This is a genomic window from Pontibacter arcticus (assembly GCF_003284895.1).
GTDB lineage: Bacteria > Bacteroidota > Bacteroidia > Cytophagales > Hymenobacteraceae > Pontibacter > Pontibacter arcticus.
Genome location: NZ_QMDV01000003.1, coordinates 362,837 through 380,649, shown reverse-complemented (window position 1 = coordinate 380,649; position 17,813 = coordinate 362,837). Strand labels below are relative to the sequence as shown.

The 17,813-nt window shown below is 48.0% G+C and carries 15 protein-coding genes and 1 tRNA gene; 10 read left to right on the top strand and 6 right to left on the bottom strand.

Annotation, left to right across the window (positions count from 1 at the left end; all coding sequences use genetic code 11):
* Nucleotides 1-57 precede the first annotated feature (57 nt).
* The 3 genes from DP923_RS11185 to DP923_RS11175 form a co-directional block, all read right to left on the bottom strand.
* Nucleotides 58-2,916, bottom strand: coding sequence for a tetratricopeptide repeat protein (locus DP923_RS11185; RefSeq protein WP_165838182.1), 2,859 nt, complete (start codon nucleotides 2,914-2,916; stop codon nucleotides 58-60).
* Nucleotides 2,917-3,156: 240 nt separating this feature from the next.
* Nucleotides 3,157-3,238, bottom strand: a tRNA-Leu gene (locus DP923_RS11180).
* Nucleotides 3,239-3,339: 101 nt separating this feature from the next.
* Nucleotides 3,340-4,056 (bottom strand): phosphatase PAP2 family protein, encoded by a 717-nt coding sequence (locus tag DP923_RS11175; protein ID WP_112305936.1) that lies wholly within the window; start codon nucleotides 4,054-4,056, stop codon nucleotides 3,340-3,342.
* Nucleotides 4,057-4,142: 86 nt separating this feature from the next.
* Between DP923_RS11175 and thpR the strand changes: the two genes are divergently transcribed.
* The 5 genes from thpR to DP923_RS11150 all read left to right on the top strand — a co-directional run bounded on the left by thpR (nucleotide 4,143) and on the right by DP923_RS11150 (nucleotide 8,716).
* A complete protein-coding gene (gene thpR, locus DP923_RS11170; RefSeq protein ID WP_112305935.1) occupies nucleotides 4,143-4,718 on the top strand; it encodes an RNA 2',3'-cyclic phosphodiesterase in 576 nt (191 codons plus the stop codon).
* 42 nt (nucleotides 4,719-4,760) lie between these two features.
* Nucleotides 4,761-5,252, top strand: a complete 492-nt coding sequence (locus DP923_RS11165; protein WP_112305934.1) for a CinA family protein — start codon at nucleotides 4,761-4,763, stop codon at nucleotides 5,250-5,252.
* Between the two features lie 109 nt (nucleotides 5,253-5,361).
* Nucleotides 5,362-6,015, top strand: coding sequence for a class I SAM-dependent methyltransferase (locus tag DP923_RS11160; RefSeq protein ID WP_112305933.1), 654 nt, complete (start codon nucleotides 5,362-5,364; stop codon nucleotides 6,013-6,015).
* A 107-nt stretch (nucleotides 6,016-6,122) separates the two neighbouring features.
* A complete protein-coding gene (locus DP923_RS11155; RefSeq protein ID WP_112305932.1) occupies nucleotides 6,123-7,943 on the top strand; it encodes a M61 family metallopeptidase in 1,821 nt (606 codons plus the stop codon).
* A gap of 110 nt (nucleotides 7,944-8,053) precedes the next feature.
* Nucleotides 8,054-8,716, top strand: coding sequence for a hypothetical protein (locus tag DP923_RS11150; RefSeq protein ID WP_239021014.1), 663 nt, complete (start codon nucleotides 8,054-8,056; stop codon nucleotides 8,714-8,716).
* Here DP923_RS11150 and DP923_RS16880 read toward each other — a convergent pair.
* Entirely contained in the window at nucleotides 8,713-8,847 is a 135-nt protein-coding gene (locus DP923_RS16880; protein ID WP_262510389.1) for a hypothetical protein, read from the bottom strand. The genes DP923_RS11150 and DP923_RS16880 overlap by 4 nt on opposite strands.
* A 51-nt stretch (nucleotides 8,848-8,898) precedes the next feature.
* On the opposite strand from DP923_RS16880, the gene DP923_RS11145 reads away from it, so the two are divergent.
* From DP923_RS11145 to DP923_RS11125, 5 genes are all read left to right on the top strand, one after another.
* Nucleotides 8,899-9,915: an MBL fold metallo-hydrolase gene (locus DP923_RS11145; RefSeq protein ID WP_112305931.1), complete on the top strand. Its 1,017-nt coding sequence runs from the start codon at nucleotides 8,899-8,901 to the stop codon at nucleotides 9,913-9,915.
* A gap of 65 nt (nucleotides 9,916-9,980) precedes the next feature.
* Nucleotides 9,981-11,453 (top strand): sodium:solute symporter, encoded by a 1,473-nt coding sequence (locus DP923_RS11140; RefSeq protein ID WP_112305930.1) that lies wholly within the window; start codon nucleotides 9,981-9,983, stop codon nucleotides 11,451-11,453.
* 444 nt (nucleotides 11,454-11,897) lie between these two features.
* Entirely contained in the window at nucleotides 11,898-13,718 is a 1,821-nt protein-coding gene (locus DP923_RS11135; protein ID WP_112305929.1) for an ABC transporter ATP-binding protein, read from the top strand.
* A gap of 134 nt (nucleotides 13,719-13,852) precedes the next feature.
* The gene (locus tag DP923_RS11130) at nucleotides 13,853-14,719 is read left to right on the top strand and encodes a DUF2911 domain-containing protein (protein ID WP_112305928.1); all 867 of its coding nucleotides are present in this window, start codon (nucleotides 13,853-13,855) and stop codon (nucleotides 14,717-14,719) included.
* Between the two features lie 78 nt (nucleotides 14,720-14,797).
* Nucleotides 14,798-15,721 carry a class I SAM-dependent methyltransferase gene (locus DP923_RS11125; RefSeq protein WP_112305927.1) on the top strand — a complete coding sequence of 308 codons (924 nt, stop codon included), beginning with the start codon at nucleotides 14,798-14,800 and terminating at the stop codon, nucleotides 15,719-15,721.
* Nucleotides 15,722-15,881: 160 nt separating this feature from the next.
* Here DP923_RS11125 and DP923_RS11120 read toward each other — a convergent pair whose 3' ends face one another.
* Complete coding sequence (locus DP923_RS11120; RefSeq protein ID WP_112305926.1) at nucleotides 15,882-17,579, bottom strand: sodium:solute symporter; 1,698 nt, start codon at nucleotides 17,577-17,579, stop codon at nucleotides 15,882-15,884.
* Nucleotides 17,576-17,722 carry a hypothetical protein gene (locus DP923_RS16715; RefSeq protein ID WP_165838181.1) on the bottom strand — a complete coding sequence of 49 codons (147 nt, stop codon included), beginning with the start codon at nucleotides 17,720-17,722 and terminating at the stop codon, nucleotides 17,576-17,578. Before DP923_RS16715 ends, DP923_RS11120 begins: the two co-directional genes overlap by 4 nt.
* Between the last annotated feature and the right edge of the window lie 91 nt (nucleotides 17,723-17,813).

Below are 17,813 nucleotides of genomic sequence, written 5' to 3'. Positions count from 1 at the left end.
GTATAAGTATAAATAAAAATGGCAGCTACCTTTCTAAAGTATAACTGCCATTTTTATTTAAGCCTGTACCTGCTCTTTATACTTGGCGGCCTCTTTCTTTTTGCCTTTGCTCATCAGTAGCTTATATAAGTTCTGGCGTGCTTCGAGTTGGTAAGGGTTTATTTCCAGCGCTTTTTCATAGGCTTTTTTTGCCTGCTTCCATTCGCCAGTTGCTTCCATTAGGGTACCCAGGGCCAGTTGCACATTGCCTTTTTCGGCTGCAGATACCGGCTTCAGTTTCATCAGTTCAGCGGAAGCTTTCATGGGTTCTCCTATTCCGGCGTACACTTGCGCTAATTTATAATGTTCTGCTCTGAGCATTGCTTTTCCGTCTAATATGGGCTGAATGGTAGCTTTGGCGGCTTCTTTGTTTCCGAGTGTGAGCTGGTAGGCTGCCATCCGTACCATGAAATCTGCCCGCGCGTTATTCCCTGCTGCCAGAATGCGCTGTGCTTCTTCGAGGGTGGCAAGCGCTTCTTTATACTTGCCCTGCGCTGCCAGTACATCGGCATACTGCTGGCGAATAGTATAGTTTTGCGGTTTCAGGGCAACCAGTTTGGCCAGTGCCTGCTCCGCTTCCGGTGCATTTTGCTGCGTGGTACCTTTCAGGAAACTGGCGTAAGCAAGGGCATCGTCGCGACGGTCGCGGAGGTACGTAGATACAGTTGGTGCGGCTTTAAAATAAGCTTCTGATATGGCAATTGCTTCCGGAACCATGCCATTAGAAGTATAAAATGCACTGAAACGCTGGCTTACCTGTGCCCGCACCAACAGATCGTCTTCCAGTTCAAGCGCTTTTTTGTAAAGTGCCGCCTGCTGTGCGATTGCCTCGTCCCGGGTAAGTTTTCCATTCTGAAACTTAGCTTCCGCAAGGCTGGCTTCGGCTACGTAAATCGGGGCATACTCCGGGTTTATACTTTTTGCTTTGGTGAGCCACTGCATCGCCTCCTCATACTTTTCTTCTTTGGTTTTCACGTCGCTGTACGCCAGCATGGCCGGTTGGTATTTTGCATCCCAGAGCAGGGCAGTATCGAGCATAACAGCTGCTTTCGCAAAGTCTTTTTTGGTGAGCGCCTGCCCCGAAAGGTTTACATATACTTCTGCCCAGTTGCTGGCCATCGCCTGTTTGTTGCCAGCTAAATATGCGCGCTGGCGTTTCACGAGTTCATCCAGAAAAGTATAAAGTTCCGGGTCTTTGGCTTTAAGGTCGGCGGTGGTGTTGATGGACTTATGATTGAGCGGATGCACTTTTACAGGCTCGAAATAAGCCGGGTAGGTTTGCGCCAGGTACTCGTGTTCGTTGTTGGCAGAGTAATAATCCAGCGTGCGGTTTTCCTTCATGGCGTTGTAGTACAGGCGGCGTACGGCACGGTTCTCTGCATCCGTAAACACACTCCCATGAAACTGGTGCACATATTCATGCAACACCACATTGCGCTCCAGGTATGAGCCCCGTACCACGTACTCAATCGCAGCGGCTCCGCTTCCTACGCCCCGTATATCCATCCACTGGCGGTTATCAAAAGTAGTTGCTCCCCTGAAATAAGGCGATTTCATAGCGATGGCCAGGTCGATGTGCAGCGGCGGAATCACGAAAACTTCTTCCTGCTTCGATAAAAACGGGAAGTATACAATGCTTTCGTAGAGCTGCGACCATACCATTTTCTGGACTTCGTTGCCCGGGTAATACGTTACGTCCGGAAACACTTTCGCAAAATTAACCGGGTCTTTGATCACCGTTTTCTGAACCACTTGTTGCAGCGAATCATAGTTGTGCAGGTAAGTCAGTTGCTTTTGTTTGATCACGGCAGCCAAGGCGTTGTGCGCCGGGCCGTAATGTTTTTTCTTGGCAAGGATGTTCCGGAAAATGGCTTGTGCCGAATCCAGGCGCATCTGCCGGTTCATATCAAAAGCAATGTAATAAGCAGAGCCGCGCAGCATAGCCGGCAACACAGAAGTTGGGTATTTTTGCTGCGTTTGTTGGGCCGTGGCTAAGGCATCGGTTATCTTGTTCTGGCTTAAAAGTTTATCAGCAGTTTTAAGGGCTTCGCGTACCTGTTCATCTTCGGGTTGGGCGTAATCTGCGTAGGTTAAATTGGTGTGGCCGTTACCCCAATGCCAGTGTGTTACATAATGCAGCGGATTCAGTTCCAGGGCCAGTTCCCATTGCGCTGCCATCGCATTTAATTGGGTGGCATCCACGCGCCGCCAGATGGCATACCCGTAGTTAAAGCGTGCATCCGGGTTAAAAGGGTTCAGGGTAAGGCTGGTGATCAGCGGTTTTTCGGCCAGTTCAGGTTTCTGGTTCCAGAAATGCACATCCGACTCCAGCAGGTAAGCATCGGCGTTGTTTTTATTCCAGCTTTGCACTTGTTGCGCCCAGGCAAGCGCTTCGTCATACTTTTTCTGCAGCAGCAGTATTCTACCTACCAGCAGCGCCGCTGCTTCGTCTTTAGCGTTCGTTTTCAGTAACCCGTTTGCCGTGACTTTGGCTTTCTCAAGTTCCCAGGCTTGTATCTGCAGTTTACTTTTCAGTAGTAATGCTTCGCGCTGTTTCGGGCTTTGTTTCAGCACCTCCTGTACCAGTTTTTCAGCCTCCTTAAACTCATTCTGAAGTATAGCCAGTTTTGCTTTTGCCAGTTTTGCCTGCGGTGTAGCTGTGGATTTTAACAACGCTTCGGCCTGCTTCCACTCTCCTAACTCAAGTAAACGATCTGCTTTCTCCGGGGAGGTAAGTTTAGTAGAAGCCACCGTTGCAGCACGTTCCTGTTTTAGTTTTTGCCGCACAGCAGCTATATCGTCGGGTTGCTGGGCAAAGGCATTGGTTATACTTAGCGCAAGTATAAATCCGGGGGTAAGCAAGCGTTTAAACTTCATAGTAAGCTGAGTTTCGATGGACGGAGTACGCAAACCTTCCTGGAGCAGTGACCCCGCCCGGGAAGTATAGTTGCTTACCAAGATAAGTATTTTAGACTGAATTAACATCGAAGCTTGCCGGAATGTGGCAGATACAGGAAGGTGGTTACTTTTGGTTTATACTTGGCGTATAATTTTTAAAGTCCGGAAAGGCCTGAAAACAGAAAAGCCAGTCCGTAGACTGGCTTTTTGTAAGTAATGTGCGCACGGGGAGACTCGAACTCCCACACCCGAAGGCACAGGCTTCTGAGACCTGCACGTCTACCAATTTCGCCACGTGCGCGAAACGCAGTACTTGTTTCCCAAACGCTTAAACCCTCATTGTTTGGGATTGCAAAGGTATAATATCTTTTATTATCTGCAAGTACGTCGCTAAATAATTTATTAATAATTGTAGTGATCATCTGTTAAAGCAGGCGAAACCTCTTTGCGGGAAAAGCGCTCCAGCCTACGTAAAAACCAGATACCCAGTACCACCCATAAAAATCCCGCTGAAAAACCTGCCAGCACATCGGTAGCATAATGCACCCGCAAATAAATACGACTGAAGCCGATAACAGCCACAAACATAACCAGCAACAGCACCAGCAAATAACGTAGCTCCGCAGGTTTTACATGTTTCCAGACCAAGTAAATGATCAGACCATAAAAAGAGGCTGCCACCATAGAATGGCCACTCGGAAAACTCAGGCCGGATGCATGCACCAACGGCATCAGCGGCCTGGGCCGGTCAAAAAAATACTTCAGTACGACGTTAAGTGTAATGCTGCCCAGCGCTACCACCGGTACTTTAAGCGTATACCAGCGGTGTTTGCGCACAAACAGAAAATAACCGATCAGCAAAAGCGCAGCCGGAATCAAGAATTGCTGCGACGCAAAAAAAGTAATGAACCGGATGAAGCTGTTCATGGCAGGGCTTTCCAGGGAGGCAGCAAATGCAAATGCCGCTTCGTCCAGGCCAATGGGGTCGCCTTGCAACACCTCGCGGCCCAGGTACAGGAACCCGATCACACAGGCCAGGAACAGCGCCCACACCAGCAGCAACTCAAGTGTAAAGAGCGTAAAACCTGCTAAAATTCGTTTATATATATTCCGGATCATACTTTAATCTCTGGTTTATGGATGGGCCTAACCTGCCTGCGGCGCTTCCGTTTTATACGTGGCAACGTATACTTTTATTCTGACTTATGACAAACGACAGCATCCGGTTATTTGTGGCGGCAGCACTCCCGGAAGGCATAAAACAAAACCTTCTGACAAGGCTTACGGCTTTTACACACCCAGCGATACGTTTTGTACCTTCAGCTAACCTGCACCTGACGCTATACTTCATCGGAAACGTATCGCAGGATCAACTCCCTGGCATCAGCGAAAAAATTAAAACGATCACGCAGCAGCACCTGGCTTTTATACTTTCGCTGGAGCGCCTGGAGCCCGGCCCCACTGCCCGCACCCCCCGGTTGGTATGGGCCCGTTTTAACGTTAGCCGTTTATTTGAGCAGTTGCAACATGACCTGGCCACTGCACTTGCACCCAAACCACCCGAAAAGCAAAAAGCCATCCCGCATGTTACACTGGCCCGCTACCGGAAATCAGAAAAACATATCCCGGCTTTTGCCCCTGTCCTGCCTCCTGAACAGCTTTTGCTGCCTGTTAACGAAGTTTCGCTTTGGCAATCTGAGCTGGCCTCTCCACACCCGGTTTACAGTATACTGGATTCGTGGCCACTTCTGCAAAACCCGGGACCCGCAAATAAAGTATGAGTTAGTCTGATTTTATACCCTGTATTTTAAAACCAAATATATATGAGCCAGTCGGAGTTAACGGAGTTGATGATGTTACTGAAAGATAAGGGCCTGACCGTTGCGTTTGCCGAAAGTTGTACGGCCGGCATGCTGGCTTCTGAATTTGTGCGGGCCAAAGGCAGCAGCGATGTGCTGAAAGGAAGTATGGTAGTATACCAACCCGAAGTGAAAAGCAAATTACTGGGCGTTAAAAAAGATACTCTGGACCTGTACACTGCTGAATCGCAGCAGGTAACAAATGAGATGGTTATGGGCCTGCACAAGTTGCTGGGTGCCGATATCAATGTGGCCACCACAGGTCTGGCCGGCCCGGGCGGTTCCGAAACATCCGAAAAGCCGGTAGGTACCATGTTTGTTTCCTTTTTATATGATGGCAAAGCCGAAGAGTTCAGGGAAGTCTTTAAAGGCAACACCGAAAGCATCCGTAAGCAGCTAACCGATTACATTTTCTTAAAACTGAAAGGCATCGTAGAAGAGCATTATGAGCGCTGATTTATACTTTACAGCCACCGTTTTGCAGGTATAACCCTTTTTCAAGCGATGTTTTACGAAATCTTCTGCGTGCATTTTACTTAATCCGAACTCTTAAAACTACGCTGCCTTGCCAAAACTTACCGATAGCGGCTTCGATCGGGTTGCTGCTTTTTACGACCAGCTGGCCCATCTCATTTTTGGCAGCAACCTGGAGCGTGCGCAGGGTGCCTTGTTGCCGCACATTCCCGATCATAGCAGCGTACTACTGATTGGCGGCGGAACCGGCTGGCTACTGAAACAACTGCTGGCAACACGCAAAAACCTTAGCATTCTGTACCTGGAAGCCTCGCCGGCAATGCTCCGAAAAGCGCGGCAACGTTTCCAAAAGTATGGGCAATCGCATCAGGCAAATGTTACGTTCCGGCTGGGCACCGAACAAACCTTGCAGCCACACGAGCAATTTGGCATCATCATCACGCCTTTCCTGCTAGACCTGTTCCCTGAAAAAAGGCTGTACCAGTTAATGACGCGCTTAAAGTATGCGCTGGCGCCAAACGGTTTTTGGTTGTTCACTGATTTCTGGCCGGTAAAAACGTCAGCTCCGATGTGGCAACGGGCCATAATTAAAGGTATGTATACTTTCTTCGGTGCTTTAAGTGAGGTAAAAGCCAGGCAACTTCCGGATTATCAGATTCATTTTAACGAGCTGCACCTCCACGAAAAGTATAGTTATACCTTCCTGAATGGGTTGGTGCAAAGTAAAGTTTACGGAGAAGTATAAACAGGCTTTTTGTAAAATATAAAAGTACGGATCAGATCAAATTTGGCAACGGGCAGCATCGGAGTATAAAAAACCGCTATATTTAAACTCCAAACTGCTAACTGCTCATGAAATCCAGCTTACACCTTATACTTGGCCTCGGCCTTACCCTTTTCACACAAGCTGCTACCGCACAGCAACAATCCGCTTATACCTTGTCGTTTCCGAATGCGGCGCACCACGAAGCCGAAGTAAAGGTTACGTTTACAGGTTTAAAAGCCGATACCTTAACGGTACTGATGCCCCGCTCCTCACCTGGCCGTTATGCCCTGCATGAGTTCGGCAAAAACGTTTACAACGTAAAAGCAACCAACGCCCAGGGAAACACGCTTGCTATTAACCGCACCGAGCCCAATGAATGGCAGCTTACAGGCCACAAAGGCAGCGCCACCATTACCTATACTTTATTTGCTGATCATGCCGATGGCACCTATGCGGGTGTAGACGAAACACATGCGCACCTGAACATGCCGGCCACCTTGCTGTACACACCCGAACTCGAAAAAGCTCCCGCAAAAGTAACGTTTAATGTACCACAGGGCAGCAACTGGCAGGTAGCTACGCAGCTAAAACATGAACAAGGCACTACCTATTCGGCACCTGATTTTCAGTACCTGATGGATAGCCCCGCTGAGTTGAGCGCTTTTGACTTTGCAGAATGGGACGTAAACGGCCAGAAAATACAGATTGCCATGCACCACATCGGCACAAAAGCACAGTTTGAAGAATATGTAAGCCAAGCTAAAAAGATTGTAGCCGAGCAGCAGGCAATTTTTGGAGAACTTCCGAAGTTTGATTTTGGCCGCTATACATTTCTGGCCTGCTACATGCCGCAAGCCGTTGGCGATGGCATGGAACACCGCAACTCAACATATATTACCAGCTCAAGACCCTTAGCAACCGGCATGAGCAGTATGCTGGGCACCCTATCGCATGAGTTTTTCCATGCCTGGAACGTGGAACGCATCCGCCCGGCCAGCCTAGAGCCGTTTGATTTTCAGGCAGCCAATATGTCGGAAGCACTATGGCTGGCCGAAGGTTTTACAAGTTATTTCGATGACCTGGCCAATACGCGCGCCGGCCTGCAAAACCTCGAGAAATACGCTTCCAACCTGACCGGCGACCTGAATTATGTGCTCTTATCACCTGGCCCAACCTACCATAGTTTAGCTGAAATGAGCAAGCAGGCGCCTTACGTGGATGCAGCCCGTTCCGTAGACCCTAACAACCGCCACAATACGTTTACCTCCTACTATGTGTATGGCGCAGTAACCGGTCTTGGCCTGGATCTTACGCTTCGCCAGAAGTATAACACCACCTTGGATAACTTTATGCAGGCGCTCTGGAAGAAGTATGGCAAACCAGAAAAACCGTACACGCTAGCCAACCTGGAAGAAACCTTAGCAGAAGTGAGCGGCGATAAAGTATGGGCAGCTTCGTTCTTCAAAAAAAGTATTCTGGGCAGTGAACTGATGGATTATACTTCGCTCTTAGCGCAGGCTGGCCTGGAGCTACGCAAAGCAAAACCGGGCATACCAACGCTTGGCCCGATGAACTACAAGTATAGCAAAGAAGGCGCAACGCTGGATTGGGGAACGTTTGTAACATCAGCAGCCTACAAAGCCGGACTCGAGCGCAATGACCTTATTCAAAGTATAAATAGCCGCAAGATCAGATCGGAAAAAGAAATGAAGAAAGCGCTGAGCAAGCAAAAGCCCGGCGATACGGTTTCGGTTACGTTTGTGCGCCACGGAAAAACCCGGACTACAAACCTTATTCTTGATGAAGAAAACACGCTGCAACTGGTAACGTTCGAAAGTATAAACAAAGCCGTAACACCGGAAATAGAAGCCTTCCGGACTAGCTGGATTGGCGCGAAAGCGAAATAAAACGTGCTGGTTTATACTTTGTAGATACACTTTACAGGAGTTTATGCGTTTGCAATTAAAACACTTAAGCTGTACCTTAGTATAACTTCGTACAAATCAGCGATCTCAACGTGAAAAACATACTTACACTTATACTTACCGTCGGGCTTTTGTGGTCTGGTGATGCGATGGCGCAGGGCAAGCAAAGCCTGGATGTCGCCGCGCTGCCCGTTGCACCCGATTCGCTAAAGGTAACTGCACAACCTGTTGCTGCTGAAGCCATCAAACCAAAACCAGCCTGGCAGGGCCCGAAACTTAATTACGGTTTGTCGGCGGGCACGAGCTTTAACAGCTGGTTCGGGATGTCGAATTATATTGAGCCTTCGGTGCGGTATCATTTAAACGATCGTTTCCGGGTGAGAGCGGGTTTAACTTATATGTATGTTTCGGCGCACGATGTGCCGGTTTATACTTCGGAAGGCACTACCATGCTGCACCGCAACAACGCCAGCAGCCATTACATTATGAGCGCCGGCGTAGATTACCTGGCCAGCGACAGGCTTATTTTAAGCGGTAACATCTGGCGCGATTTCTCCAACATTCCGTCTGCTAACCTGACCAACAGCTTTTACAACCCGGGCCGCATGGGCGCAGATTTCCGGGCAACCTATAAAATAACCGAAAACTTTACCGTTACCGGCGGCATCCGTTACACCGATGGCAACTCCGGGTTTGGGAACAGCTTTTACGGCCCCGGCTACGGAGGTTACCAGACAAGCCCCTTTGGCTACTAAGCGTAAAATATTGTAGAGGCAAGTACGTTATCAATCTTAAAGTATAAAACGCTTTTCATAAACCGGAAAGCGTTTTTTACTTTTATACTTGTTCCGGTTATACTTGCGTTGCTGTTTATACTTTTTGCCAACCTAATACAGCAGATCACTGTTTATTAACTCAGCACCAACTTTCTTACATTTTGCAACAACAGACTCCGCACATACGCCACATTAAAAACGAACGCTTACAAACCATTAAGCCAGGTTACCGTGGCAACAAACTGATAAACGGCCACTTTGCAAACGGCGAAGAACTATACGAGCCTGATTTTAAGAATGTGCTGCGCTGGCAGTTAACCAAAAACCCGCAACGCGAAGAAAAAAAGCGCGATACCTACGTGCCCAAATTGCAGACCGGCTCCGATTTTTTGCGGTCGCAGGATGATATGGTAGTCTGGCTGGGGCACTCCAGTTTCTTTATCCGCCTGAATGGTGTAACGTTTCTGACTGACCCGATTTTTTACGACCTGCCCTTAACAAAACGCAGAGTTGGCTTGCCCTGCCCACCCAGGCAATTACAAAACATCGATTTCCTGCTGCTTTCCCATGCCCACCGCGACCATTTTGATGTTCGCTCAATCCGTACGGTTTTCAACCAAAACCCAAACCTGAAAGTGCTGGCGCCACTCCATTCCGGCGATCTTTTGCGAGACATTAACCCGCTTATACCTTACCAGGAAGCCGGCTGGTACCAGCAATATGATTTGTTGCCTGCCGGCGTGGAAGTATACTTTATGCCTGCCTCGCACTGGCACCGCCGTTCCCTGCTGGATATGAACAAAGTGCTTTGGGGAAGTTTCATTATCAAAACAGAAAAAACGATTTTATACTTTGCCGGAGATTCTGCTTTTGCGCCACACTTTGAAGAAATAGAAAGTCTGTTTGGGCCGATGGATGTGTGCCTGATGCCGGTTGGCGCGTACAAACCGGCTTTCCTGATGCAGAAAAGCCATTTAAACCCGCACGAAGCCGTACGAGCTTACAATAATTTGCGCGGCGGCACTTTTATTCCCATGCATTACGGCACCTATGATCTGTCGGATGAGCCGGCCAGCGAACCCGTGCGGCTGCTCGAACAAATTGCAGCTTCCGGCATTATGCAGGGCTTGCGTATACCTGCTGTGGGGGAGCCGGTGCTGCTCGATAACCTGCCGTAAAGCGCGCTGTGTTGGAAGTATAGAATTGTTATATTTGTAGCCACAGCTTACGAACTGACTGCACTATGTCTTCAACCCTGATCATTGGCCTCATTATAGGCTATTTCTGTATCCTGATCTTTATTTCCTACCTCACCAGTAAGAACACCGATTCTGAAACCTTTTTCCTGGCAAACAGGCAGTCGCCGTGGTATGTGGTAGCCTTCGGAATGATCGGTACATCACTTTCCGGCGTTACGTTCGTGTCAATTCCGGGTGTGGTGAAAGTGGCACAATTCTCTTACTTACAGCTTGTTCTGGGCTATTTGCTGGGCTACCTGGTTATTGCTACGGTGCTGATGCCGCTCTATTATCGCCTTAATTTAGTTTCGATTTATACGTATTTAGAGCAGCGCTTCGGGTATTGGTCTTATAAAACCGGCGCTGCCTTCTTTTTGCTGGCCCGCACGCTGGGCGCTTCTATCCGGCTTTTCCTGGTGGCGGGTGTGCTGCAGTTGGCTGTTTTTGATGAGCTGGGTGTTCCGTTTGCGGTTTCGGTTATCATCACCATCCTGCTAATCTGGGTTTATACGTTCCGGGGCGGCATGAAAACCATTATCTGGACTGATACTTTCCAGACTACGGCCATGCTGGTGGCGGTGGTTACGACCATCTGGCTTATTTCCGATGAACTGAACATGGGCTTCCAGGGGCTGATCAGCCAGGTGCAGGCAAGCGATTATTCGCAGGTATTTTTCTGGGATGTGAAAGACAATAAATATTTCCTGAAGCAATTCTTTTCCGGTGCTTTCATCGCCATCGTGATGACGGGCCTTGACCAGGACATGATGCAGAAAAACCTGAGCTGCAAAAACATCGGCGAAGCACAGAAGAACATGTTCTGGTTCAGTATCATCCTCGTATTCGTGAATATCCTGTTCCTGACGCTGGGCGCATTGCTCTATATTTACGCCGAATCCAAGGGTATAACGCTACCGGCTAAAGGCGACGATGTGTACCCTTTCCTGGCGCTGGAGTACTTTCCACCATTCCTGGGCATCGTATTTATACTTGGTATTATCGCCATCACCTACGCCTCCGCCGACTCCGCTCTTACAGCACTTACCACCTCTTTCTGCGTCGATTTCCTGGATTTCAAAAACAGAAGCGAGCACGAGCGGGTACGGATGCGTTACATTGTGCACATGGGCGTTTCGATTGTGATGGTGCTGGTTATTATTGCCTTTGATATCCTGAACGATGACAACGTAATTACAGCCGTATTTACCGTGGCTGGCTATACTTACGGGCCGTTGCTGGGACTTTATACTTTTGGGCTTTACACTAAAAAAGCTGTCCGCGACCGGTATGTGCCTATTATTTGTGTGATAGCGCCTATCCTTACTTACATTGTCAGCAAAAATTCGGTGGAATGGCTGTGGGGCTACGAGTTTGGTTTCGAAGTGCTGATCCTGAACGGCTTCCTGACGTTTGCCGGCTTGCTGGCTATTTCTTCGGGTAAGATCACGGACCTGGAACTGGCGCGGGAAGAAGTGTAAATCAATAACTTGTAGTTTGACTTGTACCGGGTCTAACCACCCCCGGCCCCTCCTTATCCAAGGCGGGGAGTCTGCTTCTGTTTTAGCTAAGTATTAGTTTCATAATTACTATTCATGCCTTAAACTGATTTTAGCCTTAACTATAGTGGATGCAATCTGAAGAAGTAAGTATAACTCCCCGCCTTGGATAAGGAGGGGCCGGGGGTGGTTGGATGCAATTCGAGCGTAATACATGTCAGGAATGCTTTGCTTAAAACTATTCAAGCCACATCCTTATTTATACCCATTTCATTTAGTAAGCGAAACAAGGCAAAATCATGCGGAATGCTTACCTTTGCAGGATTTAACTGGCACGCAGGATGCCGTAAGTAAGGTATTACCGGCCTGTGCCCCGCTATAAAGCAGTATAGCACATCAGTACAAAGTATAAACACGATTTCATAGATGGCAAAACGCGGATTCGGACGTAGCGGAGCAGAAGATACAGAAGGCAGAACTAAGATCAGTAAAGATAGCTTTCGCCGGAGTCTTCGCATTTTCAGCTACGTACTTCCTTACAAGTATAAATTCATTATCGGCCTGATCTTCCTGGTTTTCTCGAGCCTGACCTTTATGGTGTTCCCGCTCTTTACCGGTAAACTCGTAGATTCTTCTACAGGACAGGCGTCCGGCTGGTTCCTCGAAGACATCAACATGATTGCGCTGGGGCTTTTTGGTATTATTCTGCTGCAGGGCGTTTTCTCGTTTTTCAGGGTATACTTTTTTGCGCAGGTAAGCGAAAACGCCATTGCTGATATTCGCAGAGACCTGTACAGCAAATTTGTACAGCTGCCAATCTCATTTTACGAGAAGCGTCGAGTAGGCGAAATCACGAGCCGCATTACCACCGATATTGGTCAGGTACAGGATGCCATGTCGATTACGCTGGCAGAGCTTTTCAGGCAAACCACTACCCTGCTGGTTGGCATCGTCATTATCATGTGGACCTCGATCAAGCTGTCGATGTTTATGCTGGCTACGTTTCCGGTGCTGGTAGCGCTGGCGCTGGTATTTGGCCGCAAAATAAAAGCCTTGTCTAAAAAAACACAGGACGAACTGGCTAACACCAACGTAATTGTTGAAGAAACGCTGCAGGCCATTAACACGGTGAAAGCGTTTACCAACGAAATGTTTGAAGTAGGCCGTTACCAGGCATCTCTGGGCAGAGCCGTACAAACAGCACTTTCCACGGCGTATTACCGCGGCGCTTTTATCACGTTCATCATCATCGGCCTTTTCGGCGGAATTATTTTGGTAATCTGGTACGGTGCTACACTCGTGCAGAATGGCGATCTGAGCATCGGCGATCTGATCTCATTCATTATTTATACTGTCTTTATTGGTGCTTCAGTAGGTGGTTTAGGCGATCTGTATGGCAAAGTACAATCTGCTTTGGGCGCCACCGAACGCATCCTAGAGATCCTGAACGAAGAAGAAGAAACCACAAGTAAAGCGTTACGCTCCTTAAACGAGATCCCAAAACTGGCTGGCAATATCAGTTATAAAAATGTGGCTTTCGCGTACCCTACCCGCACCGATATTGCTGTTCTGAACAACATCAACCTAAGTATAAACGCCGGCGAAAAAATAGCGTTGGTTGGCCCGAGTGGTGCCGGCAAATCTACGATTGCGCAACTGCTGATGCGTTTTTATGATGTAGCTGCCGGAAGTATAACGGTAGATGGCAAAGATATCCGCGACATTGATCTGACTACTTTGCGCGCCAATATTGGCATCGTGCCCCAGGAAGTGCTTTTGTTTGGAGGAACCATCCGCGAGAATATAGCCTACGGCAGACCGGAAGCAACAGAAGCCGAAATTACCGCTGCTGCCCAGCAGGCAAACGCCTGGAATTTTATTCAGACGTTCCCGGAAGGGATGGAAACGCTGGTAGGCGAGCGTGGCATAAAACTATCGGGTGGGCAGCGCCAGCGTGTGGCCATTGCCCGCGCCATACTTAAAAACCCGGCCATACTTATACTCGATGAAGCAACTTCTGCCCTCGATTCTGAATCGGAGCAACTGGTACAGCAGGCCATGCACCAACTGATGCAGAACCGTACTACTATTGTGATCGCACACCGCCTGGCCACCATCCGCAAAGTAGACAAGATACTTGTAATTGATGGCGGCGCAATTGTAGAGGAAGGCTCGCATGATGAACTGTCGGCTAACCCGGAAGGCATTTACGCAAACCTGCTTAAACTTCAGTTCGAACTAAATTAGCCCTTAGCGGTTGTAGTGCCGGAAGTATAAAACGAAACAAGCAGGCACTTGCTAATGCTTTTTTAAAGTATAGAATTTACCCTTGTTTTTTTGTAATATTACTTTCTCAAAAACACCTGATATTAAAACAAACCATGAAAAAGACATTCCTAAACCTTGCCCTTTCGGCCACACTTATACTGGGTGCAGCTACTGCCCAGGCGCAGATCAAAATGCCAGCCGGAAGCCCGGCTTCTAAAATTGAGCAGGCGGTTGGTTTATCTACTATCACAGTAGAGTATTCGCGCCCGTCCATGAAAGGCCGTGAGATTTTTGGCGACCTCGTGCCGATGGATAAACTTTGGAGAACAGGTGCTAATGCTTCCACTAAAATCAAATTTTCTGATGATGTAACCATCGAGGGAAATAAAGTACCATCCGGCGAATATGCGCTTTACAGCATTCCGGGTAAAAGCGAATGGACCATTGTACTACACAAAAACACCAAGCACTGGGGTGATGGCGGTGCCGAGTACAAGCAGGCAGAAGACCAGCTTCGTTTTAAAGTAAAGCCACAGCAAACGCCACGCGAAACAGAATCTTTCACGATCAATTTCGCGAACCTGAAAGCGGATGCAGCCGATGTAGAAATTCTGTGGGATAACACGATTGCCGCTTTCACCGTGAAAACGGATGTGGACAGCAAAGTGATGGCGCAGATTCAGGAGAAAGTAGTAAACAACAAGGATGCGAAGCCTGCTGATTATGCTGCCGCTGCTTCTTATTATTTCGAAGCGGATAAAGATGCCAAGCAAGCACTTGCCTGGATCAAGAAAGCAAACGCAACAGACGCTAAATTCTGGAACGTACACCTGCAGGCTAAGATCGAAGCCAAACTGAAAGACTACAAAACAGCTATCAAAACGGCTGAAAAATCGAAAGCCATGGCACAGGAAGCTAAAAATGCAGACTATGTTGCCTTGAACGATAAAATGATTGCCAGCTGGAAAAACGCGAAGTAGAGCCTTTTAAAAGCCTGTAACGTATAAAAAGCCTCTGCTCAGCCAGAGGCTTTCTTTTTATTTAATAGCCTGATTTTTTTGGAAGAGACAACTGATAAACAACACTCAGAAGAACATTTGGGGCCAGCCCGCGAGTATTGGTGGAACGACGACTACCTCGAACTACTGGCCCAGCGCCTGCACCTGCCTTATTTAAATACGCTCGTGGATATCGGTTGCGGCAAGGGCATGATGGGTTTTAAATTCTCGAAGTACCTGCCGGCTGGTGCCACCGTGTATGGCGTGGATTACGAGCCCGGCTACATCGAAGAAGCCCGCCAGCGCGCACAGAGTTTGTACCAGCATAACCACATCAACTACGTTTTTAAAACCGGCAACGCCACTGATATTCCGTTACCCGACGCAACCGCTGATTTAACGCTTTGCCAGACGCTGCTGATCCATGTTAAAAATCCGCAGCGCGTAATTGAAGAGATGATCCGGGTTACAAAACCGGGGGGCTGGGTACTTGCCCTGGAGCCAAATAACCTGGTGCCTAACCTGATGTTCGATAAGTATGGCGAAACAGATTTTGACGTGGAAAGTACGCTGGATGTGCTCGAAATCAAGCTTCGCATCGAGAAAGGCAAAAAGCAGCTCGGCGAAGGCTTTAACTCTTTAGGCGATGTGATTCCGGATTTATACTTAAAAGCCGGTTTGATTAACACCAAAGTATGGATTTCGGATAAAGCGCTTTCGATTATACCGCCTTACAACACCGAAGAAAAAATGCTGCGCGTAGAGCAAATGTTGCAATGGATTGAATCGGATGCAATGGGCTACGATTACCAGGACAACCTGAACTATTACATGGCCGGCGGCGGCACCAAGGATAAGTTTGATGCTTACTGGCAAAAGCTGCTGTACAATAAAATAACGCTGAAACAGAAGCTGCAGAAAGGCGAATACGTATCGGCAGGAGGTAGTTTGATTTATATTGTAGCGGGTCAGAAACCGAGGTAAAACCTCCCCCTGCCCCCTCCTAAAAACAGGAGGGGGTGGTTCTAAAAAGTAAATTCTATATCTGGATTAGTTGTGGAAAAGTAAAAGACAAAGTCTTTTAGCAGGAGAAATGCTTTGCAAGCATCACCCCCTCCTGTTTTTAGGAGGGGGCAGGGGGAGGTCAACGCTTGCCCACAAAAGGCTGCAGCAGCAATCCGAAAAGTATAACCAGCCCACACCCGATCACATTAAACCACAGGTAAGCGATATCCGTGAAGTAGTAACAGTATAAAACCACCGCTTCGGCAAGTAAAGCTGCCATAAAAACAGCATTGCCTTTTACACGTTTCACGTAAAACGCCACCAGGAAAATCCCAAGTATGGTTCCATAAAAGATAGAGCCGATGATATTGACGGCCTGAATGAGGTTATCGAGCATGGAAGCAAACGTAGCGAAAAGTATAGCCAGCACGCCCCACGCAACGGTAAACATTTTGGAGGCATTCAGGTAATGTTTAGGGTCACCGGTCTTGTTGACAGAGCGTTTGTAAATATCCACTACTGTTGTGGAGGCCAGCGCATTTAGCTCTGAAGCAGTAGACGACATCGCTGCCGAAAAAATTACAGCCAATAACAACCCCACCATCCCGACCGGCAGGTACTTCATCACAAAAGAAATAAAAACATAATCCGTATCGCGGGTTTCTTCGTTTGGCAGTGCTTTGGTGATAAGCGCTTTTGCTTCGTCGCGAACGCCTTTGGTAGTAGCTGTAAGGGTAGTTACTTTGCTTTCTGCGGCTGCGATAACGGCTTCATCGTCTGTTCGGAGGGCTTCGGCTAAACCATGTACGGCTAGTTGTTTTTCAGCGAAAACGGTTTGATGTTTTGCTTCCAGTTCGCGCATTTCGGCTGCGTAGGGCGATGCGTATACTTTCTGTTTGGTGGCTTCTTTAAAGAAAACAGGCGGCTCGTTAAATTGGTAAAACACGAACACCATCACCCCTATAAACAAAATCATGAACTGCATCGGTATCTTTAAAAGCCCGTTAAAAAGCAAACCCAGCCTACTCTCACCTAAAGATTTACCGCCTAAATAACGCGACACCTGGCTCTGGTCTGTGCCGAAGTAGGATAGCATCAGAAAGCAGCCACCCGTTATCCCCGACCAGAAATTATAACGGTCGTCCCAGCTGGTTTCCCAATCCCAGGAAAAATCGATGATGTTCATCTTGCCCATTTTCCCAGCTACGGATACGGCATCGCCAAAACTTATACTTTCGGGGAGGTAATACACCACCATACAACCCGCCAGGATCATGCCGCCCATCATCACTGCCATCTGCTGCTTTTGCGTTACGCTTACCGCTTTCGTGCCACCCGACATGGTATAAATGATCACCAGCGTTCCGATAAAAACATTGGTAACAGTCAGGTTCCAGCCCAGAATGGTAGAAAGTATAATAGCAGGCGCATAAATGGTAATACCAGCAGCCAAACCACGTTGTATCAGAAAAAGCAATGCAGCCAGCGAGCGTGTTTTCAAATCGAAGCGGGTTTCGAGGTACTCGTAAGCGGTAAATACATTCAGGCGGTAAAAGATCGGGATGATGGTTACGGAGATGATAACCATCGCAATCGGCAAACCGAAATAGAACTGAATGAACCGCATCCCGTCTTCGTAGGCCTGCCCCGGTGTGGAAAGAAACGTAATGGCACTGGCCTGCGTCGCCATAATGGACAAGCCGATGGTCCACCATTTCATGCTGTTGTCGCCTTTCAGGTAGCCTTCAATATCTTTGCTGCCGCGGGTTTTTGCTACGCCATAGATCACAATAAAGCCTAACGTGCCCAGCAGCACGATCCAATCAAGTAATCTCATTCGTAGATTTTGGTAAGAATGTAGAAGATGATGATCAGGAAAGCCAGGTTACCAAGCACGAGCCAGTACATGCCTTTCCAGCTTTTGAAAAAGGGAGGCTTATCCAACGGGTTTTCTGCATCAATGGAGTCGTTTTTTTTCATGGTTTTGTGACGTATTTCGTAGCATGTATCAGGTATCACGATAAATATCACGGTCTATTTTGCAGTCGTGCTACTTGCTACGCGATACATA